Below are 21,542 nucleotides of genomic sequence, written 5' to 3'. Positions count from 1 at the left end.
GGTTGCCCGATCCCCTCTACGGGCAGGTAAGTTACGCCTTGCACGTGCATCTGATGCCTTGTCAGACGAAACGGGGGAATGTCTGGTGGGCCGAACTCAGTGTCCGACGCTGCGCCTTGGTGTCGAATCGCCCCGTCACCAGGGCCTCAACCCATGACTGCCGGGCAGATCCGGAAGCGGGGAGACGGCACGTTACACGCACCCGCCGCCCAATGGGGGCAAACGGCCGGAATCGGCAACCGGGCACGCGGCTTGAGGGGTAGACAGGACATGTCCGTCATGACGTCGTCGACAGCGGAGACGCCGGCGGAGGTCTCGAACCTGCGCGGGGAGTCAGCGATGCGACCGACGAAGCCGAGGAGCGGGGCACTCGCCCCCGGGACACAGGTCCCTGCGGGCGCGGTGGTGGGCTACCTCGGGGCGCTCGGCGTACTCGACCTGCTGCTGTCGGCGGTGCTCGCCCGAGTGCTCACCGGCACCGCGGCCGGAACGGCGACCGTGGCCGTGTTCCTCGCCGTCTTCGTCCCACTCGGGGTCGCGTCGGTGCTCAGCGCGGACCGGGTGCTGGTCGCGATGGTGCAGCGCCACGAGCGGTGAGCTCGCCGGGTCGCTCAACGACCCTTTCGGGAACGGGCGTTGGACCTCCGCTGCGGCTGCTGCCGCTGCTGCGGGGCTGCTCCGGCCTGCTCGCGGCGCCGGCGGTTCGCCCGGGCGCTGCGGGCGACGCCCCAGCCGGTGAGCAGCAGGGTGCCGGTGCCGGCGGCGGAGGCGAGCGGCATGTTGTGGAGCAGGTAGCCGACGCCGAACGCCGCGCCTGCGACGGCCAGCACCAGGACGACGACGATCAGGACGAACCGGAACGTGTCGCCGGTGTCGCGGGCGATGTCCCGCAGCAGGGTGTGCTGGCGATCGAGGAACGGGTAGAGGCCGCTGCCCAACTGCTCGGGCGGGACGGGCGCCAGAGGTTCGGACTCGCGACGGGCCGGCCGCGACGGCGCGGGGTCCTTCGCGGCCTCGGCCCCGGCCTTGGCGTCGACCTTGCCCTTGGCCGCGGCCTGACGGCGCGTTCGGGGCGCGGGCAGGCGGGAGTCCTGCGGTGCCAGGTCGGGCTGTGCGTTCCGACCGGCCCGGTCGCGGGGCTGGCGCGGGACGTGGGCCTTCGGCGTGTCCGGCCGGCCGGCGGCGGACGGCTCCGGCGACGGAGGCTCGGTGGCGCTGGTGGTCACGGGCAGGGGTCTCGCTTCGCGCTATGCGAGCCGACCGGCGGGCCGGCTCGGGTCAGGAGCTGAATGACGGGGCGCCGGGACCGGTGGTGCTCGATCCGGGCCGGACCCCGAAGGAGAGCCGCCGTTCGGTGGCGTCCCCCGGGTGGGAGCGGCCCGGCCGACCGGCCGAACCCCTTCCAGCAACGGCCGGAGACGGCCAACCATCCCGCCGCCGGCCGCATCTCGGTGCCGTCTCACTAGCGCCACTGGGTCGAACCGACACGCCTCGGTGCCCGCCCGCCCCTTCGTCCCCGCCTTCGTCGTCGCGCCCGGAGAAACTCCTCCGGTGTCCAGCCTCATCAGTGCCGCTCGGCGGACTCGGGACGAGCCGCAGCGGGCGGATGCTCACCTTACCGTCAACACGCCGCGACTGCCCGTAACCCTCTCGGGTGGGCTGCGCGTGACCCGGAGTCTAGCTCCCCGACCCCGCTCCGGCACCCTTCGACTAGCCGCAGAACTGATGCTGCGTCAAGCACGTCGCGGTCAAGATCCATGGCAGGGAGGTGAGTTGGTGGCCTCCGGTCGACTGTCGGCTGTTGTCGGCGAGGTGTTTCAGACCGGTCGGTCGGAGCTCGCCGCCCCTTCGTCCGGGTGGTCCGGATGGATCGGCGGGGAGGTCGGGCCGCAGTACCAGTCGCAGTCGGGTTCGGCGATCGGGTGGGGCGGGGCGAGGGCGTTCGAGCGGATCGTGGTGAAGGCGAGCAGGGCACCCGTGACGAGCAGGCCGGCACAGATCAGCATGGAGGTGCGGAAAGCGCTGTCCACCTCGGACGGGATCCGGTACGCGTCGCCGCTCAGGCCCGCCAGCGGGGGGATCGCCGCGACCGCGAACAGGCCGGCGGCGCGGGCGGCCGCGTTGTTGACGCCGGACGCGATGCCCGCGCGGCGGACGTCGACGGCGGCGAGGACGGTCGCCGTCAGCGGCGCCACCAGCAGCGTCATGCCCGCGCCCTGCACGGTCACGGCGGGCAGCACGTCCACCCAGTAGTTCGCGTCCGGGCCGATCCGCAGCATCAGCAGCACCCCGCACGCCACCAGCAGCGGCCCCGCGGTGAGCGGGATCCGCGGGCCGACCGCGCGGCCGAACTGCCCGGCCCGGCCCGAGAACAGCAGCATCAGCACAGTGATCGGAATCAGCGCCACCCCCGAGAGCAGCGGCGTGAACCCGGCGACGATCTGGAGCTGCACCGTCAACAGCAGGAACACGCCGCTGAACGCCGCGTACACGCACAGCGTGACCAGGTTGACCGACGTGAACAGCCGGGACCGGAACAGCGACAGCGGCAGCATCGGGTTCGCCGAACGGTGCTCGACGAAGATGAACGCGGCTGTCAGCGCGATGCCCGCCAGCCCCGCGACGATTCCGATCGGGGACAGGCCGGAACCCGCCTCCGTCAGCGCGTACGTGATGCCCGCGAGGGCCAGCGCGGCGAGCAGCGCGCCCAGCACGTCGAAATTGCCCTGCTCGTCCGGGTCTCGCGACTCGGGGACGTGACGGGCGGTCACCGCGACCACGACCGCCGCCAGCGGCAGATTCAGCAGGAAGATCCACCGCCAGCCGGGACCGTCCACCAGCCAGCCGCCCAGGAACGGGCCGACCGCCGCCGCGACGCCGCCCAGGCCCGACCACGCGCCCACCGCGCCCGCCCGGTCGTCCTCGTGGAACACCGCCTGCAGCATCGCCAGCGAACCCGGCGTCAGCAGCGCACCGCCGATGCCCTGCAACGCCCTTGCCAGGATCAGCACGTCGACGTTGGGCGCGGCCGCGCAGCCCGCCGAGGCCAGGGCGAACCAGCACACGCCGATCAGGAACACCCGGCGGCGGCCGTAGCGGTCGCCGAGAGAGCCGCCCAGCAGGATCAGCGCGGCGAGCGTCAGCATGTAGGCGTTGATCGTCCACTGGAGGGAGGCGAGGCTCGCGCCCAGGTCCTCACCGATCCGCGGCAGCGCGACGTTCACCACCGTGCCGTCCAGCATCGCCATCCCGGACCCGAGCGCGGTCGCCGCGACGACCCACCGCCCACGCCCCGTCCCCAGCCGAATTCCGCCGGCCACACCCGCCGCATCGTCGCTCACGCAACGCATCTTCCGCCAGGACCCGCCCGACGACCAGTCCACCACGCCCTCCGGGCGGGCGGGGCGGGCGGAGTGGGAGGCGCCTTCCGAACGGCTGCGGACGGGGACCGGGACTCCGCCAACGGCGCGGGCGGGACGACCCGCGGACGGCCGGGTCGGGCGCGGGCGCTCCTATGGGCTTCACGCTCGCCCGCTGCCTGCGGCGTTCCGGCGGTGGGTTGGGTAGCGCGCGGGCGGGAGGCCCTGCGGGCGGCCGCGTCCGCGGGTGCCATGCCGTGCGCGCGGACTGGCCACCGGGCGGCTGCGTGGCGGGTCAGCTCTGCTCGCCGCCCGCAGGGCGTTCCCTCCGCGCTTGGGGCAGGTGGGTGGGCGGGGTGGGGAGGGCTTCTCCGTTTCGGGGTCGCCGCCCGCAGGGGCTTGGCGGGGTCAGGGGAGGAGGGCGGCGCGGCGCCAGGCGCGGGTGGTGGTGGGGGTGATGATGCCGAGGTCGGTGAAGAAGTCGACGGCCTTGCGGGACCAGTCGATGCGGGCCTGGTGCCAGTGGGGGTTGGCGGCGGCGGTGCGGGCGGCCTCGGCGGGGTCGAGGCCGGCGAGGGCGTAGACGCGCGGGTGGACGATCTCGGCGACGGACTGGCGGGCCAGCAGCGCGAGGGCGCGGCGGAAGACGGCGCGGCGGGCGGGCGTCATCCGGGCCCAGCGGCGTTCGAGTTCGGGCTTGGCGTAGCCGATGTGCCGGGCCTCCTCGACGACGTGGATCCGGGCGACCGAGCGGGCCAGCGGCTGCAGGCTCTCGTCGCGGATCATCTCCCGCTGCATGGCGTCCGTGAACTCCTCGACGAATATCGCCCCGGCGAAGGTCATCGTGGTGTCGTTGAGCAGGAAGTGCAGCCGCCCGAGCAGGTCCGCGCGCCGGGTGGGCCGGGCGGACGGGTAGCCGGTGGCGGTGATGTAGCGGGCGAACATGGTGGAGTGCCGGCACTCGTCCGCGACCTCGGTCAGCGCGTACTGGGCGTGCCCGGTGGTGAGGTCGTTCGTGTAGACGTGCCGGATCAGGCCTTCCATCAGGACGAGTTCGAACCAGATGCCGGCCGCCGTGGTGGAGGCGAGCTGATGGACGCTCAGCTGCGCCCGCCGGCGTTCGTCGAGGCGTTCCCACAGCGGGGTGCCGTAGAGGGTGACGCGGTGGGCGGGCAGCGCGTAGTGGTCGGGGTCGACGGGGGCGGTCCAGTCGACCTCGGTGAGGGGGTCGTAGGAGTGCTTGGCGGAGGCGCGCAGCAGGCGGGCGGCGTTGAGTTCGCGGTCGGCGTTGCGCTGCTGGGCGAGGGTCGCGGTGGGGGCGGCGGTGTCGGGCACGGGCGGGCTCCGGAGGTGGCGGGGGCAGGGGCTCCAGGAGGAGTAAACCAATGAGACAGAGTGTCAACAAGGGTTTGGGGCAGATCAGGAGACCCACGGCCGTCCGGCGGCAACCCGCATGCGGCCCCGCCGGGCCCCGCGCAGACTGACCGCATGGATCCGGTCACCGCCCTGGAACGCATCGCCTTCCTGCTGGAGCGCGAACTCGCCTCCCCGTACCGGGTCAAGGCGTTCCGCACCGCCGCCGAGGCCGCCACCGGGTTGGCCGCGGGGCCGGTCGACGTCGCCGACGCCGAACGCCTGCCCGGCGTCGGCCCGGTCACCGCCCGGGTGATCGCCGACGCCACGGCGGGCCGCACCCCGCAGTACCTGCTGGAGGCCGAGGCGCGGGCCGCCGCCGGTCCCGCGCCGTCCACCGACGCGCTCCGGCTGCGCGAGAAGATCCGCGGCGACTGCCACCTGCACTCGGACTGGTCCGACGGCGCAGCCCCGATCGAGCTGATGGCCCGCACCGCCCGCGACCTCGGCCACCACTGGGCGGTGCTCACCGACCACTCGCCGCGGCTGACCGTCGCCAACGGCCTGAGCGCCGAGCGGCTGCGCGAACAGCTCGACGTGATCGAGGACTTGAACGGCCGGCTCACCCCGTTCCGACTGCTGTCCGGCATCGAGTGCGACATCCTCGACGACGGTTCGCTCGACCAGGACGAGGACCTGCTCGGCCGGCTGGACGTGGTGGTCGCCTCGGTCCACTCCAAGCTGCGGATGGACCGCGCCGCGATGACCCGCCGGATGCTGTCCGCCGTCCGCAACCCGCTGGTCGACGTGCTCGGCCACTGCACCGGGCGGCGGCTCGGCGACAAGCCGCGCCCGCAGTCCGCGTTCGACGCGGAGGCCGTGTTCGCCGCCTGCCGGGAGCACGACACCGCCGTCGAGATCAACTGCCGCCCCGACCGCCAGGACCCGCCGGACGACCTGCTCGCCCTCGCCGCCGACCTCGGCTGCCTGTTCGCGATCGACACCGACGCGCACGCCCCCGGCCAGCTCGACTGGCAGATCGCCGGCTGCGAACGGGCCGCCGCGCTCGGCCTGGACGCCGAACGGATCATCACCGCCTGGTCGGTGGACCACCTGCTGGCCTGGTCCGGAGCCCGATGATCACGCTGTCGGACCGGGTCGCTACGCTGCCCCGATGACAGAGCCCCAGCCGCAGACGCACAGCACGATCCGGCCACTGGCGTTCCACGCCGCGCCCGGCACCGAGGACTGGCGGGTCCTGGGCGAGGGGGCGTGCACGTTCTTCCCCGCCGCCTCCTTCGCGGACGCGGCCCGGCTGGTGGCCGCGATCGCCACCGCCGTGGACGGCCTCGGCGCGCCGGACGTGGACCTGCGGCCCGAGGGCGTCACCGTCCGCCTGATCACCGTCGCCGAGGACTACTACGGCCTGACGGAGCGGCACATCGAGCTGGCCCGCCGGATCTCCGCCGCGGCCCGTGCCCTCGGCGCCACCGCCGAGCCGCACGCCGCGCAGACCGTCCAGGTCACCGTGGACGCCCTGGAGCGGCCCGCCGTGGTCGCCTTCTGGCGGGCCCTGCTCGGCTACCGCGACCGGGCCGGCAGCCCCGAGGACCTGATCGACCCGGCCCGGCGCGGCGCGCCGTTCTACTTCCAGCAGATGGACGAGCCCCGGCCGCAGCGCAACCGGGTGCACGTGGACGTGTGGGTGCCGTACGACGTCGCCGAACAGCGGGTCGCCGCCGCGCTCGCCGCCGGCGGCCGCCTGGTGAGCGACGACGACGCCCCCGCGCTGTGGGTGCTGGCCGACCCCGAGGGCAACGAGGCCTGCGTCGGCGCGGCCGGCGCGGCGGGCTGACGCGCCGTCAGGACGGCTGGACCAGCCGGGCGCGCAGGCTGTCCAGCGTCTCGTCCTTGAGGCCGAGGCCGACCCGGGCGTAGGTCTCCGGGTCGCCCCAGCGGTCGGCCAGGGTGTCCAGGGCGGTGGTCAGGTACTCGGCGCGCACCGACAGCACCGCGTCGGCGATCTCCGGGTCGCCGCCCCCGGCGAGGAAACGTTCCCGCACCGGGGCGTCGTGCGCGTGCACCGCCGGACCGACCGACAGGTACTCGGTGCGCACCGTCTCCGCGTCCGCGCCGAGCAGCAGCAGGATCAGCGCCGCGCCCCAGCCGGTGCGGTCCCGGCCGGCCGTGCAGTGGAACAGCACCGGGCCGCCGCCCCGGTGTGCGAGCGCGGTCAGCAGCTGCTTGTAGGCGTGCCGGGCGGCGGTGGAGGTGACGAACGCCCGGTAGTCCTCGCACCGGGCGAGGGCGGCGCGGCCGCGGCCCAGGGTGCGGTTGGCGGCCGCCGGGTCGGCGAGCGCCGCCGTCAGCGCGGCCGTGACGCCGTTGCCGGCCCGGTCGGCGAGCACGTCGGCGACCAGCAGGTGCGCCCCGCCGGGCACCCGGTCCGGGAACGCCGCCCGGTCCGGTCCGCTGCGCAGGTCGACCACGGTGCGCACGCCGAGCGCGTCGAACATCGGGTCCGCCGCCGGGTCGAGCCGGTCCAACTGGCCGGAACGGAACGCCAGTCCGGGCCGGACCCGGGCGCCGCCGGGCAGGTCGATGCCGCCGAGATCGCGCAGGTTGGCGACGGTGGCGGAGTCAACGATGTGCGAGTGCTGCATGACGACCTCCCTGCCGGCGGACGGGTGTGGCGGCGGCCTCGCGGGCGGCGGCCGGCCGGGCGGCACCGCGGGCGTCACCCGAAGCAGGCCCCGTCAGCACGCTAGGCGCGCCCCGGGCGGGTCGCCCCCGGAGTTCCCCCGGCCGGGCGGCCGCTGCATCGAGCGGCGGAGCGCACGCCCCGGCCGCGCGCCGTGCTGCGCGCGCCCCATTGCTTGACGGCGTGTCAGCAGGCAGGGTGGCAGCGTCGGCCCCGGAGGGGGGTGGGCGGCGCGCGAGGCGCGACGAAGGGACGGGAGCCCCGAATGGCAGCGAAGATCCTGATCATCACCGGCGACGCGGCCGAGTCACTGGAGGTGTTCTACCCCTACCAGCGCCTGCTGGAGGAGGGCTACGAGGTGCACATCGCCGCGCCCGCCAAGAAGACGCTGCAGTTCGTGGTGCACGACTTCGTCCCCGGGTTCGACACCTACACCGAGAAGGCCGGCTACACCTGGCCCGCCGACCTGGCGTTCGCCGACGTGGACCCGGCGCAGTACGTGGCACTGGTGCTGCCCGGCGGCCGGGCGCCCGAGTACCTGCGCAACGACCCGGAGGTGCAGCGGATCGTCGCGCACTTCGTCGCCGACGACAAGCCGCTCGCGCAGATCTGCCACGGCCCGCTGATCACCCTGCGGACGGGCTCGATGGCCGGGCGCCGCACCGCCGCGTACCCGGCGCTGGAGCCGGACGTGGAGGCCGGCGGCGCGAGCTTCGTGGACGGGGACGCGGTGGTGGACGGCGTCGTGGTCTCCGCCCGCGCCTGGCCGGACCACCCGGGGTGGATGCGGGCGTTCGTGGAGCTGCTGCGGGAGAAGGCGCCCGTCGAGTAGCCCGCCGCCGCGGCGTCGCCGGGTCCCGGTCGACGGCGTCGTCGCGGGGTGTCGCCTTGCCCGGGAGGCGTGGGCGGGCAAGCGTGGGGCCCATGGCGACACACCTCGACGACCAGGACCTGCTCGTGCTGCACGCCCGGGCCCTGGAGCACTTCGGCCGGCTGGTCCGGGCCGTTCCCGACGACCGCTGGCAGGCCCCGACGCCGTGCACGGACTGGACGGTCCGGCAGCTGGTCGGGCACCTGACGTACGAACAGCTCTGGGTGCCGGACCTGCTGGCCGGCGCGACCGTCGCCGAGGTCGGCGACCGCTACGACGGGGAGCAGCTCGGCGACGACCCGGCGGCGGTCTGGACGGCCGCCGCCGACGCCGCCGGGGCCGCGTTCGGCGAGCCGGGCGCGCTGCGGCGCACCGTCCACCTCTCCTACGGGCGGCGGCGGGCGGCCGGATACGCGCGGGAGATGACGGTGGACGCGATCGTGCACGGCTGGGACCTGGCGATCGGGATCGGCGCGGACGCCCGGATCGACCCGGCGGCCGTGGCCTTCGCGCTCGACGAACTCGGCCCGCAGACGGGCGCGTTGGCGGCCTCGGGCCTGTTCGCGGACGCGGTGCAGGTGCCCGCCGACGCCGATCCGCAGACCCGGCTGCTGGGGCTGGTGGGGCGCGACGCGGCGCACCCGCTCGGCTGAGGGAGTGTCAAGAAGCTTGCGGGAGAGGGGGTTTCAGGGGCGGGAGCGGATGCCGTCCAGGGCGATGGCGAGGACCCGGGTGCGCTGCTCGTCGTCGAGGAAGGCGACGGAGGCGATGCCGGACACCATCCGGAGCAGGTCGTCCATGTCCATGTCGGTGCGGACGGCGCCGTCCTGCTGGGCGCGTTGCAGCAGGGGGGTGGCGGAGTCGTACATGGACCGGCGGCAGGCGAGGAAGACGGGGGACTCCTCGCCCTGGAGCGCCTCGCGGATGGCGCGCTTGGTCATGGCGTAGTCGACGAAGCGGTGCAGCCAGGTGATCAGGGCGTCCCAGGAGGGCCGGTCGGCCAGGGATCCGGCCATGCGGCCGAGGTCCTCCACCTCGTTGACGTAGACGGCCTCGAAGAGGTGCCGGCGGGTGGGGAAGTTCCGGTAGAGGGTGCCGATGCCGACGCCGGCGCGGCGGGCGATGTCCTCCAGGGAGGCTTCGGCGCCGTGTTCGGCGAAGGCCTCGCGGGCGGCGACGAGCAGCGCGTCGAAGTTGCGCGCGGCGTCGGCGCGGCGCGGGCGCTGGGCGGCGAGGAACTCGCGGACGGAGAGCGGTTCGGACACGGGACCTCGTTTCGACACATCCGGATTGAACCGGAGGCTCACCTCCGCTAATCTGGAGGCGTGCCTCCAGATTAGCACCGGGGCCTCTGCTTCGGCCTGCCGCCCCGGTGGCGACAGGCCACCCGTTTCTTCCTCCGCGCCACCCGCACCGGCACCGCTGCCGGCGCTCCGGGTTGACCGCGCCTGCACCACATCCGTCCATCAGGGCTGACGGAGCCTGCCTCACCGTCGTCAATTCGGGCTGACGGAACCTGCACCATCGTCGTCAATTCGGATTTACGGAACTTGCACCGCCGTCGTCAATTCGGCTTGACCGTACCGGCATTGCTCCTGCACCGTCCGGATCGCCCGTCTCTCACTGCATCACCGCAGACAGCCAGTTGTGCGCCGCGGCGCGCCCTTGTTCCGTGCGCCGCGACCCGAGTCCCGAGAGGGTTCGATGAAACGCCAGTCCCACCGCCTCACCTTCGGTGTGCTCGCCGCCGGAGCGGGCGTGTTCGCGCTGCTCCAGTCGCTGATCACGCCGGCCCTGCCGATCGTTCAGGAGGCGATGCACACCTCGCAGTCCACCGTCACCTGGGTGATGACCGCCTACCTGCTGTCCGCGTCCGTGTTCACGCCCATCCTCGGCCGGGTCGGCGACCTGATCGGCAAGAAGCGCACCCTGGTGGCCGCCCTGGTCGCGCTGCTGACCGGCTGTCTGGTCGCCGCGCTGGCCCCCAACATCGCGGTGCTGCTGCTCGCCCGGGTGCTGCAGGGCATCGCGGGCGCGCTGTTCCCGCTGTCGTTCGGCATCATCCGCGACGAGTTCCCGCCCGGGCGGGTGGCCACCGGCATCAGCAACATGTCCGCCGTGATCGCCGTCGGCAGCGGCCTCGGCATGGTGCTGGCCGGGCCGATCGTCGGCGCGCTCGACTACCGCTGGCTGTTCTGGCTGCCCGTGATCGTGGTGGCCGCCACCGTGCTGCTCGCCTGGCGCTTCGTCCCCGAGTCGCCCACCCGCAGCGAGGGCGGCGTGGACTGGGTCTCCTCCCTCCTGCTGTCCGGCTGGTTGGTCGCTCTGCTGCTGCCGGTCAGTCAGGCCGCCCAGTGGGGCTGGGGATCGGCCCGGGTGCTCGGCCTGCTCGCCGTCGCCGCAGTGCTGTTCGCGCTCTGGTTGCTCAACGAGGCGCGCTCCCGCAACCCGCTGATCGACCTGCGGGTGATGCGGCTGCCCGCCGTGTGGACCACCAACACCGCGGCCCTGCTGTTCGGCGGCGGCATGTACGCCGTGTGGGCGTTCCTGCCCGGCTTCGTCCAGACCCCGGCGAGCGCGGGCTACGGCTTCGGCTCCACCGTCACCGAGGCCGGCCTGCTGATGCTGCCGATGGTCGGCGCGATGTTCGTCTCCGGCATCCTCGGCGGGCGCCTGGCCGGCCGTTTCCCCGCCAAGGCGCAGCTGGTCACCGGCTCGCTGTTCGCCGCCCTCGCCTGTGCCCTGCTCGCCTTCCGGCACGCCACGCCGGCGGACGTCGCCGTCGCGGCCGGCGTGTTCGGGCTCGGCGTCGGCCTGGCGTTCGCCTCGATGAGCAACCTGATCGTGCAGAGCGTCTCGGCCGCGCAGACCGGCGCCGCCACCGGCATGAACGCCAACATCCGCACCATCGGCGGCTCGATGGGCGCGGCGCTGATGACCGGCCTGGTCACCGGGCACCTCCAGCCCTCCGGCCGGCCGCTGGAGTCCGGCTACACCCACGGCTTCGCGCTGCTCGCGGTGTTCTGCCTGGCCGCGGCGTTCGCCGCGCTGCTGGTGCCGACCCGGCGCGGCCGGCCGGTGCCCGCTCCGGTGGAGCCGGCGGCCGACCGGCTGGACAGCGAAGTCACGCTGGGCTGAGGCGAGTCGGACAGCCGTTCGCCAGAAGCCCGGAGCCCGGAGCCGGACGCCCGTCGTCCCGGTGGCTGCGCCGGGGCGGCGGGCGCCGGGCGTTGCCCGGGTGCGGTCAGCAGTCGCGCAACTCCGGCGACTGGTTGAGCAGTTGCGCCCGCGGGGAGGTGAACCTGCGGTAGGCGTCGGTCTGTTCGGCGCCCGGGTGGAAGACCGCCACGCGGTGGCAGTTCTGGAAGGCCAGCTTCACCGAGAAGTGCCGCTCCAGCGCCCCGCGGATCGAGTCGCTGGCCAGCGCGCGCAGCAGCTGGGCCCGTTCGGCGTCCGACGGGGCGACCATGTTGTCGGCGAACTCGGCGTCGGTGACGGCGAGTTCGGCCGTCAGGTCGTTGACCGTCCGGTACGCGTAGGGCAGCGAGGTGCGGACGGTTTCGAGGAAGTCGGCGTCGGCGACCTCGTCGCGCTCGGCCAGGGCCAACAGGGAGGGGGAGACGTCCAGCGACATGGGGGTAGGGCCTTTCCGGGAAATGGAAGTCGTTTTCAATAGGGGATCCTGGCAACCCCTCGGACGCCCTGTCAATTACGCTCCCTCGTTCGGGGCAACGTGCCGCGCCACGCCGGGCCGCCGCCCCGATCCGCCCGGCCGGCGGCCCGCCTCCCGGCATCCTGGAGCGAGGGGGCCGACGGACCGCGAGGAGAGGGACCCGATGGGCGAGCAGGGCAAGGGCGGCGGCACCGACCGCCGCATCCTGGAGCGGATCAGCGACATGGTCGACACGGAACGCAAGCTGCGCGCCGCGCTCGTGGAGGGCCGCATCGACGAGTCCACCGAACGGCGCGAACTCAAGGACCTGGAGGAACAGCTCGACCAGTGCTGGGACCTGCTGCGCCAGCGCCGGGCCCGCACCGACGCCGGCGAGGACCCGGACCAGGCCTCGGTGCGCAGCGTCGAGGAGGTCGAGCGGTACGAGTCATAGGGTCTGTTGGGTTCTGTTGGGTGTGGCATCGACCGCCTCGAGCGCCATCGCGCGGTCGCCACGAGGTACGACAAGCTCGCCGTCCGCTACGAAGCGACCGTGCTGGTCGCAGCCATCAACGAGTGGCTGTCACCAGCACGGTCGACACAGGCCCAGGCAGGTGGCGCATCGCGAGCGGCCCCTCCGGCGCCGCAGGGCGATCCCGACGGTTGGTGGCCGGAGCGCCCACGTCTTGCCGATGAGCTGCCCGATGACGGCGTGCCCGGTCACAGGGAAGTCTGCGGGACAGCGGAAGCCGATCGTGTCGACGACGGCGCCTGCTGTGCCGGCCGGGAGGACCGCCGGGAATCCAGCCGTGGCGTCGTAGCGGGGTGCAGACGAGGGTGTCGAGGATCTCGGCGGCAAGGAAGGCCGTTGCGGAGGCGAGGGCCAGCTCGACGGGCGCGGTGGCGGGGCATCACGACGCGCCGACGCCACTTGCGTTGTACGTCCTTCGGTCTCCCGGGTGGAAGGACTTCCGTCGCCTCGGGTCGTGCAGCGACTCGACGGCGTCGCACCAGATGCCGAGATCGGGGGCCGCGCTCAGCTCGTCGGAGCGTACCTTGGCGCGGCGGGAGGCCCTTGCCCAGTTCTTCGGGTCCTGCAGTGACGCCAGGGAGTGGATCCAGGCGTTCAGGTCGTCGCGGTAGGCGAAGATCCCCGCCTCACCGAGGGACTCGACCAGCCCGGGGGTGGGGTGGGCGATCACCGGGATTCCGGAGGCGAAGGCCTCCACCGCCACCCGCCCCCAGGACTCGTAGATGCTCGGCATGAGCATCACGCGCGAGCGGCTGTAGACGTGCGCTCGCATCTCCTTTCCGGGTACGCCGTCCACGACCTCGCAGTTGGGCAGCCGCGGTGGCGGCATGACCTGCTGCCCGTAGGCGCCGCGGACCCCGAGGAACCTCCACTCGGGCGTCCATGCGGCGATCTGCCAGAAGAGCTCGCCTCCCTTGTCCGCGTTCAGGTTCACCAGCGTCACGCAGTCGCCCGGTTCCGTGCGGTACTCCTCTGCGATCACGGGAGGGCGGACGACGATCGTGTTCCTGGGCAGGAACTCGTCGGGGTAGCGGGCGTAGAAGATCTCGCCGTCCCGCCGGATCCATTCGCTGTTGTAGACGACGAGATCGGCTCCGGCCGCGTCGTGGAAGCTGGTGGCGAAGTTGTCATGGCAGATCACCACCACGGGTATTCGGCGGGCGGCGGCGAGGCCCGACACCAGAGGAACGTTCTCGAAGTGGGAGAGCAGCACGTCGGCCTTCTGGGCGTCGGCCGCGAACTCGGTGCCCTCCTGGTACGGGACGACCCGTACTCCGTCGATCTCGTAGCTCTTCTCGATGCTCCCGGGATGGGAGAGCCAGACCGTCACCCGGTGGCCGCGCTCGGCCAGCGGGCGCAGCATCGAGTGGAGCATCCATTCGGAGCCGGCATTGTGGGCCGGTGGATATCCGTACACCCGGGCCACCACGGACATGCTCCGTGACCTGGGGGGCGCGGCCGGCCTGTGCGGGCGGGATGCCACCGTGTCCACCTGTAAGTACTCCCTCTGGTCGGGATGACGCGATGAGCGGTTCACGCGACCCCGCCCGCAGGGGTCCGGGCCGCGGTTGTACCGCTGACCGGCCCTGCGGGCGGTGGTCCCTCGTGTTGCTGCGACCCGCCGGGGCGAGGGCCCGGAGGACGCTCGGCCTACCGGCCTACCTGTCCGCGACGTGGATGAGCGAGGAGGCCGAGATCTGGTCGCCCACCTGGAAGCTCAGGCTGGTGTCTCCCAGCGGGGCGCCGGCGGCGGCGCTCACCTCGATCAGCGCACCGGACTTCGAGCCCTGCCCGGCCAGCGCCAGGTCGATGCCGTCGAAGGTGAGGCTCTGGCCGTCCGGCGACAACGTTCCCTGGTAGGAGCCCAGTTCCCGCCACTGGCCGTCCTGCACGATTCCCAGGATCAGCCGGTCGGCGACCTGCAGACCCTTCCCCTGCGGGATGGTCACACGGACCTTCTGCGGCGGGACACCGCCGTCTGCGACTGCCTGCAGTTCCACCCCCACGTAGCCGGAGACGCCGCCACGGACCAGGTTCACCGGGCCCCCGGGCGACACCGAGAACCGGCCCTGGGGGCGGGCGGCCGTGTAGCGGTAGTAGACGCTGCCGAGCTGGAACGCGTCCTCCGCCCTGGCCGGGTCCCAACCGAGGCTGCTCACCGAGCCGTCGGGGTTGCTGGATTGCGGCCAGACCAGGAAGCGGTAGTACCCCGGCCTGTCGCCCAGCTGACGGAGGTCGATCGCGGGCAGCGTCACCTTGCGGCCGGTCCCGCTGTCCCGGTGGCCCTCCGCCTTCTGCACCTGCGGGGTCAGGGTGAAACGGGAGGGTGTGCCGTCCTCGTGGACGAGCTGGTAGTACACGTGGTCGCTGCCGTTGCTCGGCACGTTCGGCTCGCCCTGGCGGAGATTGACCAGGTCGATGATGAACTTGTCGCCGGGGATGCGGCCGTTGTCCGAGACGAAGCCGAAGCCTGCCTGGCTGTTGGGCGTGCCGCCCCAGTTGTTGTCGTACGGCAGGCGAACGAACGGCCGTCCCACCTTCTCCGGGTCGCTTTTCTGCCAGGCGCCGGAGAGCACCTCGACCTGCGGATTCACCGTGCGGACGTCCCCGTTGTCCAGGATGACGTCGATGCGGATCGGGTAGGTGCGGCTGTAGGCCGGGCGCGGGTCGGCGTCGACGTTGAGGTCGCCGCGGAGGGTGAAGGTGATGAGGTCGGAGTCGTCGAGGAAGGTGAGGTCGATGACCTCGTACTCCTGGTCGATGCCACCGCGGCCGCGCTTGACCTCGATTGCCTCCGTGCCTGCCTGCCCGTTGCCGGTGTACGAGTACCGGATCGTCTTGATCTTCACGCCCATCGGGACACGGATCCGGCCGTCGTAGCGGAACTCGCTGTCCCAGACGGCGAACCGGTTCGCGTATCCGAGGGTCCGGATGCCGGTCCATTCCACATCCGGGTCGCCGCCCTGGGGTGTCGCGGGAGTGGCCATCTACGGGTCCTTCCTGGATGGAGTCAGGGTCTCGGGAAGACCCTGATCACGGAGTGGGACGAGGGATCAAAAGCGCCCGACCCACACCGATTTGTCATGGAACACGGCGATGTTTCTTCGCGGTGCAGGACAAGGCTGACCCGGCTCGGGGCGCCTGCGGAAGGGGGCCCGGGTGCATACACATGCCATTCCCGCCATATGCACGCCCCCCAAGTCATGCGGCAACCGGCGACACCGCTCCCATGCGCACCACGCGTGAGCCGGCCGCCGTTCCGCGCGCCGCATGGCGCAGCCTCGGCCCCACCCGGACCACGGGTACCCCCGTCCCGGAGCCGATCACAATGGCTGGGACCCGCTCGAAGAGAACGGCCGGCGCACCGCGCCGGCGGGAAAGGCGCCAAGCCCCCGAGGCGGTCGCGATCCTCGGCCGCCCCGGAGGACGGCCGCCACCCGGCCGTGCTGGTCGGCAAGGGCGGTGGTTCGAAGTGTCGGTGCCTAGGAGGCCGCGGCCCCGGGCCGGGTGGACGGCAGGGGGCCGTGGGCGGTGGTGAGGCGGTCGAGGCGGCGCAGGTGGGCGGCGAGGCGGAAGGCGAACTCCGGGTAGTCGCCGGCGGTGCCCCACAGGACCTCGGCGAGGGTGCACAGGCGCGGGAAGGCCATGTACTCGACGTGCCGGCTGTCCGGCATCAGCTCGGTCCACAGGCAGCCCCGGCCGCCGAGGACGTGGGCGGCGGCGCTCGGCGGGAGGCCGGCCGGCACCGGGCGGTAGGCGTACACGTCGGCGGCGGTGAGGACCCGCCGGCCGCGATGCCGTGCACGTAGTTGTCGCTGATCACCGTGCCGGTGCTGGGCGTGAACGCCCGGTACTCGCCGGTCGGCGCGCCCAGGAACGACCACAGCGACGTCCAGCCGTCGCGCTGCATCCACGTCGACCAGCCCGAGATGCCGTACGAGGCGATGTTCGCCACCTCGTTGTTCCGCACCGTCAGCCCGGTGAAGTACGTCGGCGTGGTCGAGCCGCGCACGGTGTAGATGATGCCGCCCGAGCCCGGGTTGGAGCTGTTCGGCGGGGCGTCGATGTCGTGCACGTAGTTGTCGGTGATGCGGACGTTCGGCACCGCGCCGACGTCCTGCGCGAACACGTTGACGCCGATCCGGTACGGCGTCGAACTCGTGATCGGGCCTGCGGAGTTGGCGATATCGAAGCCGCTCACCATGACGTCGTGCTGGTTGGACAGCAGCACCACCGAGGCGACCGCGCCCCGGCCGTCCAGCTTGGGCTTGGCGCCCGTGCCGTAGGAGGTGAAGGTGATCGGCGCGCCCGCCGTGCCGGAGCCGTGCGGGGCGAGCCGGCCGGTCCAGGCGTCGCCGGAGCGGAAGGCGATCGTGTCGCCGGGCCGGAAGGTCTGCTTGCCGACCTGCGCCAGCGACTTCCACGGCGCGTCGGGGGAGGTGCCGCTGTTGGCGTCGCTGCCCGCCGAGGCGGACACGTAGTAGGTGGTGCCCGCGGCGTGCGCGGCCGGGGCCGCGAAGGCGGTGAGCGCCGCGGCGGCCAGGGTCAGCGCGCCCAGGGCGCTCAGGCTTCTCGTGGGTGTGGTCACGTCCTGCCCTCTCCTGAAGTGGGGTTCACGGGGGCCTTGCCTGAGGCCGAGACGAACTCGGCCCAGGGGGCGGCTACTTGGTGGCGCCGAGGGTCATCCCGTCCATGATTCGCCGGCCGCACCAGAAGAACAGCGCGACCATCGGCGCGACCAGGATGGTGACGCCCGCGAACAGGCCGCCCCAGTCGGAGGTGTACTGCATGGTGCTGCTGAGCTGGTTCAGGGCGGCGGGCAGGGTGAACTTCGCCGGGTCGTGCACCATCACCGACACCAGCAGGAACTCGTTCCACAGGCCGATGGCGTTCAGCACCGTCACGGTCGTCATGCCGGGCCGGGCGACCGGCACCATCACCGTCCAGAAGGTGCGCACCGGGCCGGCCCCGTCCAGGGCCGCCGCCTCCTCCAACTCGGCGGGCAGCGAACGGAAGTAGCCGGTCAGCACGAACACCGTGAACGGCAGCGACATCGCCACGTCCACCACCAGCGAGATCCGGTCGTCCCACCAGCCGGTCACCCAGTCCACCATGAACTGGCTGACCGAGGACGCCAGCGTCTGGTACGGGATCAGCACCGCCTGCACCGGCAGCGCCAGACCCGCCGCGAAGTACGTCAGCGTCGGGGCCGCCGAGCGGCGGGAGGAACGGGCCAGCATGTACGCCGCCGGGGTCGCCACCAGCAGGATTCCCACCAGCGAAACACCCACCACCACAACGGTGTTGAGCAGCATCCCGGCGAAGTCCGCGGCATGCCAGGCCCGCGCGTAGCCGCCCAGGTCCAGCCCGTCCGCGCCCAGCGGCGAGGACCACAGCGCCCGCGAGGTGCGCGTCGAGGACAGGAACGTCCACGCCAGCAGCAACACGTTGAACGCGGCCACCGCCCACAGCAGCACCTTGACGACGCCGGGCACCGCCAGGTCGCCGAAGAACCGTCTGACAGTGCGGAGTTGTGTCTTGGTGGTCACGAGATCTCCAGTCGGTCGCTGCGGCCCAGCCGGCGCACCAGCACCACCAGCGCGACGGTCAGCACCGTCAACAACGTCGCCATCGCCGAGGCGTACCCCAGCTCGGGCGCCCCGCCGCCGGTGGTGTGACCGGCCGACAGCCACTGCTGCCCCGCGAACGCCGCGATGTGGTCGGTGCCGCTGTCGAACATGTCCGGACCGCTGCCCGAGGCGATCGCCTGCGGCATCGTCGTGGTGCCGGACCGGCCCAGGTACTTGATGTTCACCTTGATGCCGGTCTGCGCGGTGAAGTCGTCCGCCGCCGCCTTGAAGATCGCGGCCTGCGGCTCCTTCTCGCCCCAGGTCGACCAGTAGTCGACCTGGCCCTGCGCCTTCGCGGCGGAGACCACATCGGCGGCCGAACCGCCCTGGGCGTGCTGCGCGCCACCGGAGTTCTTGACACCGCAGGAGGACACCAGCAGCACGGCCGCCAGCGAGGCGGCGAGCGCGGCCGCGGTGGCCGGGGACGGGTTACGGGACATGACGTTTCTCCATCGAGAAGGCGTGGCGGTGGGGGAGAGGAGGGAAAAGTCGGTCAGGGGGTGGCGAGAGTGACGACGGTGCCGGTGCGGCGGGCCCGCTCCGCGGCCCACACGGTGCGGTGCGCGGCCAGGCTCTCCCGGCCGCCGGAGCGGATCCGCTCGCCCGCACCGGTCGCGACGGCGTCGACGAACGCCTCGAACAGCCGGTCGTCCGCGCCGCCGTGCCCGGCCGCGGCCGAGGCGTCCGCGCCCGGCACGTCGGTGGCGTCGATGAACTCCCAGGCGGCGGTGGTGAAATCGTGCACCGACAGGCGCACGCCGTCGCCCTCGACGTAGCCGCGGGTGCCGAAGATCCGGGTCTTGCGGAAGTCCAGCGGCGTGAACGCCGACATGGTGAACGAGGCGGTGCGCCCGTCGCCGAAGTCGAAGTCCACCACCTGGGTGTCCACCACGTCGTTGTCGCAGGCATACACGCAATGCCCGTACGGCCCGGTGCGCAGCGCCGCGCGGACGCCGTCCTCGGTGCGGTCGGCGGTGACCGCGCCCAGCGGCCAGTACTCCTTGTCCGGGTCGCCCAGGCAGCCGAGGTACAGCCGGGGCGCCGAGTACGGGCAGGTCGGCTCGACCGGGCAGTCCAGGCAGTTGTCGGCGGCGGCGGCCGGCCGGTTGCGCTCGGTGAAGTGCACCAGGCCGCCGAACGAGGACACCCGCTCGGGCGGGCGGCCCATCAGGTACAGCAGCCAGTCCACGTCGTGCGAGGACTTGGCCAGCAGCCTCGGCGAGGACTCGTCCTCGCGCCGCCAGTTGCCGCGGACGAACGAGTGCGCCTGGTGCCACCAGCCGACCGGCTCCAGGTGCTGGATCGACACCACCTCGCCGAGCCGACCGGAGTCGATCAGCTCCTTGAGGGTGCGGGTGTAGGTCGTGTAGCGCAGCACGTGGCAGACCGCGAGCAGCACCCCCGCGTCCTCGGCGGCCCGCACGATGCGCAGGCAGTCCTCCTCGGTGGTCGCCATCGGCTTCTCCAGCAGCAGGTGGTAGCCGGCCGCGGCCAGCGCCTCCACCGGCTCGGTGTGCTGGTTGTCCTGAGTGGCCACCACCGCCGCGTCCGCCAGCCGGGGCCGGGCCGCGAGATCGCGCCAGTCGGCGAACACCGCGTCCGGCGGGACGTCGTACGCGGCGGCGAACGCCGCCCGGCGCTGCGGGTCCGGCTCGGCGACGGCGACGATCCTGGCCCGGCCGCCGCGGAGCGCGCTCTGGGCGTAGACCCCGCCGCGCAGCCCCGCCCCGACGACCGCCAGCGTCACCGGCGTCACGGGCGTCACGGGCGTCACCTGGTTGTCTGGCACAACACACCCCGTTTTCCGGGCAGTTGGCGAATTCCGGCCGGACGGCACACCGGACGTCCAGGCCGTGCGAAGAGTGACTTTGCAAGGTCACTTATGTAAGTGACTTGTGGAATCATGGGGATCAGAACCGGCCACCGTCAAGGCTTTGGCGCGGAACGATGTCTGACGGACCGAACGGTCACCGGGCCCCCACGGCCCGGATTCCACCGGCGACTTACGAAAGGCAGGCGATCGATGACCGCAGGACGTGCGACGACTTCGGCAGGCGAGGAGGAACCGGCTCCGGCCACGGCCCGGGTGCCGGTACTGCCGGCCAGCGCGGCGCAGGTGCTCGCCGCCGTGCGGGCGGCGGCCGCGCCCGCCGTCAAGGTCGCCGAGGCCGCGACCGCGACCGGACTGTCCCGGCCCACCGTCGAAGTCGCCCTCGACCGGCTCGCCGCGCTCGGCCTGGTCGGCGAACTCGCCCCCGACCCCGGCGAACGCCGGATGGGACGGCCCGCCCGCAGCTACCGCTTCCGGCCGGGCGCGGGCCACGTCCTCGGGCTCGACATCGGCAAGTACAAGGTGCTCGCCGTCCTCGCCGACCTCGACGGCGACGTGGTGGCCACCCACCGCATCGAGGTCGACCCGGCGCTCCCGCGCAAGGGCCGGCTGGCGGCGACCCGCGCCGCGGCGAAGGCGGCGCTCGTGGCCGGGGGCGTCGCCGCCGACCAGTTGTGGGCGGTCACCGCCGGCACCACCGGCATCGTCGACCGCGACGGCCGCATCAAGCTCAGCTCCGCACTCCCCGAATGGACCGGGCTGCACCTCGCCCGCTCCCTCGGGCGGACGTTCGCCTGTCCGGTGCTGGTCGAGAACGACTGCCGGCTCGCCGCCGTCGCCGAACGCTGGCTCGGCGTCGCACAGGAGGTGGACGACGTCGTCTACCTGCTGGCCGGCATGCGGATGGGCGTCGGCGTCCTCAACGGCGGCGTCCTGCAACGCGGCCACAACGGCTCGCTCGGCGAGATCGGCGCGCTGCCCGAGATCGGCTGGAACGCCGCGCCCGGGCATCTCGTCGACAACCCCGACGCGGAATCCTCCGAACAGGCCGTCACCGCGCTCATCGCTGCCGCGAGGGCCGGGGACGGATCGGCCAGCGCGCGGATCGGACGCTTCCTCGCCGCGATCACGCTCGGCGCGGCGACCGTCGCCCTCGCCTTCGACCCCGAACTCGTCGTCGTCGGCGGCGGGTTCTCCCGCGCGGACGACCTCGTCCAGGCCCCCGTGCAGCACGCCCTCGACACCCTCTGCCCGATGCCGCCCCGGGTCGCCTCCTCGGCGCTGGGCGAGGACGCGGTGGCGCTCGGCGCGGTGCGGGTGGCGCTCGACCACGTGGAGGCGCAACTCGCCTGACGGGCAGGCCTTCCGGCGAGGCGGCGGAACTCGCCGGAGGCGGTCGTCGGTCGGCGGGGGAGGGGGGCGGTCGGGTGCAACTAACCGCTGGCGGTGGCGGGTTGGCCGGGGCGGAGGCGGCGGTAGGCGTTCGGATGCAACTGGCCGATGGCGGCGATGGGTTGGCCGGGTGGTGGATGCCTGGGCGTGCGGGCGCGTGGCGTGGCGTTGATGCGCTTTGGGTCAACTGGCCGGAGGCGGAGGTGGGTTGGTCGGAGTCG

The 21,542-nt window shown here is 72.9% G+C and carries 21 protein-coding genes and 1 pseudogene; 9 read left to right on the top strand and 13 right to left on the bottom strand.

Going from position 1 to position 21,542, the window contains the following annotated elements:
• Positions 1-339: 339 nt before the first annotated feature.
• Entirely contained in the window at positions 340-597 is a 258-nt protein-coding gene (locus AMK19_RS05115) for a hypothetical protein (RefSeq protein ID WP_143200060.1), read from the top strand.
• 14 nt (positions 598-611) lie between these two features.
• Here AMK19_RS05115 and AMK19_RS34985 read toward each other — a convergent pair whose 3' ends face one another.
• The 3 genes from AMK19_RS34985 to AMK19_RS05100 all read right to left on the bottom strand — a co-directional run bounded on the left by AMK19_RS34985 (position 612) and on the right by AMK19_RS05100 (position 4,694).
• Entirely contained in the window at positions 612-1,226 is a 615-nt protein-coding gene (locus AMK19_RS34985; RefSeq protein ID WP_073808511.1) for a hypothetical protein, read from the bottom strand.
• Positions 1,227-1,817: 591 nt separating this feature from the next.
• Positions 1,818-3,341, bottom strand: a complete 1,524-nt coding sequence (locus AMK19_RS05105; RefSeq protein ID WP_241844254.1) for an MFS transporter — start codon at positions 3,339-3,341, stop codon at positions 1,818-1,820.
• Between the two features lie 426 nt (positions 3,342-3,767).
• Complete coding sequence (locus AMK19_RS05100; RefSeq protein ID WP_073808509.1) at positions 3,768-4,694, bottom strand: AurF N-oxygenase family protein; 927 nt, start codon at positions 4,692-4,694, stop codon at positions 3,768-3,770.
• 153 nt (positions 4,695-4,847) lie between these two features.
• Between AMK19_RS05100 and AMK19_RS05095 the strand changes: the two genes are divergently transcribed.
• Both AMK19_RS05095 and AMK19_RS05090 read left to right on the top strand, forming a co-directional pair.
• Positions 4,848-5,852 (top strand): PHP domain-containing protein, encoded by a 1,005-nt coding sequence (locus AMK19_RS05095; protein WP_073808508.1) that lies wholly within the window; start codon positions 4,848-4,850, stop codon positions 5,850-5,852.
• A gap of 34 nt (positions 5,853-5,886) precedes the next feature.
• Positions 5,887-6,567, top strand: a complete 681-nt coding sequence (locus tag AMK19_RS05090) for a VOC family protein (RefSeq protein ID WP_073808506.1) — start codon at positions 5,887-5,889, stop codon at positions 6,565-6,567.
• Positions 6,568-6,574: 7 nt separating this feature from the next.
• Here AMK19_RS05090 and AMK19_RS05085 read toward each other — a convergent pair whose 3' ends face one another.
• Complete coding sequence (locus AMK19_RS05085) at positions 6,575-7,375, bottom strand: tyrosine-protein phosphatase (RefSeq protein WP_073808505.1); 801 nt, start codon at positions 7,373-7,375, stop codon at positions 6,575-6,577.
• A gap of 303 nt (positions 7,376-7,678) precedes the next feature.
• Between AMK19_RS05085 and AMK19_RS05080 the strand changes: the two genes are divergently transcribed.
• Positions 7,679-8,245, top strand: a complete 567-nt coding sequence (locus AMK19_RS05080) for a DJ-1/PfpI family protein (RefSeq protein WP_073808503.1) — start codon at positions 7,679-7,681, stop codon at positions 8,243-8,245.
• Between the two features lie 92 nt (positions 8,246-8,337).
• Complete coding sequence (locus AMK19_RS05075) at positions 8,338-8,937, top strand: TIGR03086 family metal-binding protein (protein WP_073808501.1); 600 nt, start codon at positions 8,338-8,340, stop codon at positions 8,935-8,937.
• 33 nt (positions 8,938-8,970) lie between these two features.
• Here AMK19_RS05075 and AMK19_RS05070 read toward each other — a convergent pair whose 3' ends face one another.
• Positions 8,971-9,549 (bottom strand): TetR/AcrR family transcriptional regulator, encoded by a 579-nt coding sequence (locus AMK19_RS05070; protein ID WP_073808500.1) that lies wholly within the window; start codon positions 9,547-9,549, stop codon positions 8,971-8,973.
• A 439-nt stretch (positions 9,550-9,988) separates the two neighbouring features.
• On the opposite strand from AMK19_RS05070, the gene AMK19_RS05065 reads away from it, so the two are divergent.
• A complete protein-coding gene (locus AMK19_RS05065) occupies positions 9,989-11,422 on the top strand; it encodes an MFS transporter (protein WP_073808498.1) in 1,434 nt (477 codons plus the stop codon).
• A gap of 106 nt (positions 11,423-11,528) precedes the next feature.
• On the opposite strand, the gene AMK19_RS05060 is transcribed toward AMK19_RS05065, so the two are convergent.
• Complete coding sequence (locus tag AMK19_RS05060) at positions 11,529-11,918, bottom strand: SCO5389 family protein (RefSeq protein ID WP_073808497.1); 390 nt, start codon at positions 11,916-11,918, stop codon at positions 11,529-11,531.
• 202 nt (positions 11,919-12,120) lie between these two features.
• On the opposite strand from AMK19_RS05060, the gene AMK19_RS05055 reads away from it, so the two are divergent.
• Positions 12,121-12,390 carry a DUF2630 family protein gene (locus tag AMK19_RS05055; protein ID WP_073808495.1) on the top strand — a complete coding sequence of 90 codons (270 nt, stop codon included), beginning with the start codon at positions 12,121-12,123 and terminating at the stop codon, positions 12,388-12,390.
• A gap of 12 nt (positions 12,391-12,402) precedes the next feature.
• Positions 12,403-12,519: pseudogene (locus AMK19_RS38550) on the top strand (IS5 family transposase); the annotation flags it as partial.
• Between the two features lie 328 nt (positions 12,520-12,847).
• Here AMK19_RS38550 and AMK19_RS05045 read toward each other — a convergent pair.
• The 7 genes from AMK19_RS05045 to AMK19_RS05015 all read right to left on the bottom strand — a co-directional run bounded on the left by AMK19_RS05045 (position 12,848) and on the right by AMK19_RS05015 (position 19,863).
• Positions 12,848-13,903: a glycosyltransferase family 4 protein gene (locus AMK19_RS05045; protein ID WP_073808494.1), complete on the bottom strand. Its 1,056-nt coding sequence runs from the start codon at positions 13,901-13,903 to the stop codon at positions 12,848-12,850.
• Between the two features lie 223 nt (positions 13,904-14,126).
• Entirely contained in the window at positions 14,127-15,455 is a 1,329-nt protein-coding gene (locus AMK19_RS05040) for a hypothetical protein (RefSeq protein WP_073808492.1), read from the bottom strand.
• 495 nt (positions 15,456-15,950) lie between these two features.
• Complete coding sequence (locus AMK19_RS36420) at positions 15,951-16,214, bottom strand: family 20 glycosylhydrolase (RefSeq protein WP_198953215.1); 264 nt, start codon at positions 16,212-16,214, stop codon at positions 15,951-15,953.
• The gene (locus AMK19_RS05030; protein WP_073808490.1) at positions 16,142-17,056 is read right to left on the bottom strand and encodes a hypothetical protein; all 915 of its coding nucleotides are present in this window, start codon (positions 17,054-17,056) and stop codon (positions 16,142-16,144) included. Before AMK19_RS05030 ends, AMK19_RS36420 begins: the two co-directional genes overlap by 73 nt.
• Positions 17,057-17,129: 73 nt before the next feature.
• On the bottom strand, positions 17,130-18,017 hold the full coding sequence (locus AMK19_RS05025; protein ID WP_073808489.1) for a carbohydrate ABC transporter permease: 888 nt from the start codon (positions 18,015-18,017) through the stop codon (positions 17,130-17,132).
• Positions 18,014-18,538 carry an extracellular solute-binding protein gene (locus AMK19_RS05020; protein WP_073808488.1) on the bottom strand — a complete coding sequence of 175 codons (525 nt, stop codon included), beginning with the start codon at positions 18,536-18,538 and terminating at the stop codon, positions 18,014-18,016. Before AMK19_RS05020 ends, AMK19_RS05025 begins: the two co-directional genes overlap by 4 nt.
• A gap of 53 nt (positions 18,539-18,591) precedes the next feature.
• Positions 18,592-19,863, bottom strand: a complete 1,272-nt coding sequence (locus tag AMK19_RS05015; RefSeq protein ID WP_241844253.1) for a Gfo/Idh/MocA family protein — start codon at positions 19,861-19,863, stop codon at positions 18,592-18,594.
• Positions 19,864-20,121: 258 nt separating this feature from the next.
• Between AMK19_RS05015 and AMK19_RS05010 the strand changes: the two genes are divergently transcribed.
• Positions 20,122-21,282 carry an ROK family protein gene (locus AMK19_RS05010; RefSeq protein ID WP_083646507.1) on the top strand — a complete coding sequence of 387 codons (1,161 nt, stop codon included), beginning with the start codon at positions 20,122-20,124 and terminating at the stop codon, positions 21,280-21,282.
• Positions 21,283-21,542: the final 260 nt, after the last annotated feature.

Origin of the sequence: Kitasatospora sp. CB01950 (assembly GCF_001905465.1) — a bacterium.
Classification (GTDB): Bacteria; Actinomycetota; Actinomycetes; order Streptomycetales; family Streptomycetaceae; genus Kitasatospora.
The sequence above is the reverse complement of the archived record's forward strand: the minus strand, read 5'-3'. Positions and strand labels throughout refer to the sequence as shown.

What these genes read in the sequence shown, in the direction of transcription:
- AMK19_RS05115 (WP_143200060.1), top strand. Translation starts at nt 340, where the DNA reads ATGCGACCGACGAAGCCGAGGAGCGGGGCACTCGCCCCCGGGACACAG.
- AMK19_RS05095 (WP_073808508.1), top strand. Translation starts at nt 4,848, where the DNA reads ATGGATCCGGTCACCGCCCTGGAACGCATCGCCTTCCTGCTGGAGCGC.
- AMK19_RS05090 (WP_073808506.1), top strand. Translation starts at nt 5,887, where the DNA reads ATGACAGAGCCCCAGCCGCAGACGCACAGCACGATCCGGCCACTGGCG.
- AMK19_RS05085 (WP_073808505.1), bottom strand. Translation starts at nt 7,375, where the DNA reads ATGCAGCACTCGCACATCGTTGACTCCGCCACCGTCGCCAACCTGCGC.
- AMK19_RS05080 (WP_073808503.1), top strand. Translation starts at nt 7,679, where the DNA reads ATGGCAGCGAAGATCCTGATCATCACCGGCGACGCGGCCGAGTCACTG.
- AMK19_RS05075 (WP_073808501.1), top strand. Translation starts at nt 8,338, where the DNA reads ATGGCGACACACCTCGACGACCAGGACCTGCTCGTGCTGCACGCCCGG.
- AMK19_RS05065 (WP_073808498.1), top strand. Translation starts at nt 9,989, where the DNA reads ATGAAACGCCAGTCCCACCGCCTCACCTTCGGTGTGCTCGCCGCCGGA.
- AMK19_RS05060 (WP_073808497.1), bottom strand. Translation starts at nt 11,918, where the DNA reads ATGTCGCTGGACGTCTCCCCCTCCCTGTTGGCCCTGGCCGAGCGCGAC.
- AMK19_RS05055 (WP_073808495.1), top strand. Translation starts at nt 12,121, where the DNA reads ATGGGCGAGCAGGGCAAGGGCGGCGGCACCGACCGCCGCATCCTGGAG.
- AMK19_RS05045 (WP_073808494.1), bottom strand. Translation starts at nt 13,903, where the DNA reads ATGTCCGTGGTGGCCCGGGTGTACGGATATCCACCGGCCCACAATGCC.
- AMK19_RS05040 (WP_073808492.1), bottom strand. Translation starts at nt 15,455, where the DNA reads ATGGCCACTCCCGCGACACCCCAGGGCGGCGACCCGGATGTGGAATGG.
- AMK19_RS05020 (WP_073808488.1), bottom strand. Translation starts at nt 18,538, where the DNA reads ATGTCCCGTAACCCGTCCCCGGCCACCGCGGCCGCGCTCGCCGCCTCG.
- AMK19_RS05010 (WP_083646507.1), top strand. Translation starts at nt 20,122, where the DNA reads ATGACCGCAGGACGTGCGACGACTTCGGCAGGCGAGGAGGAACCGGCT.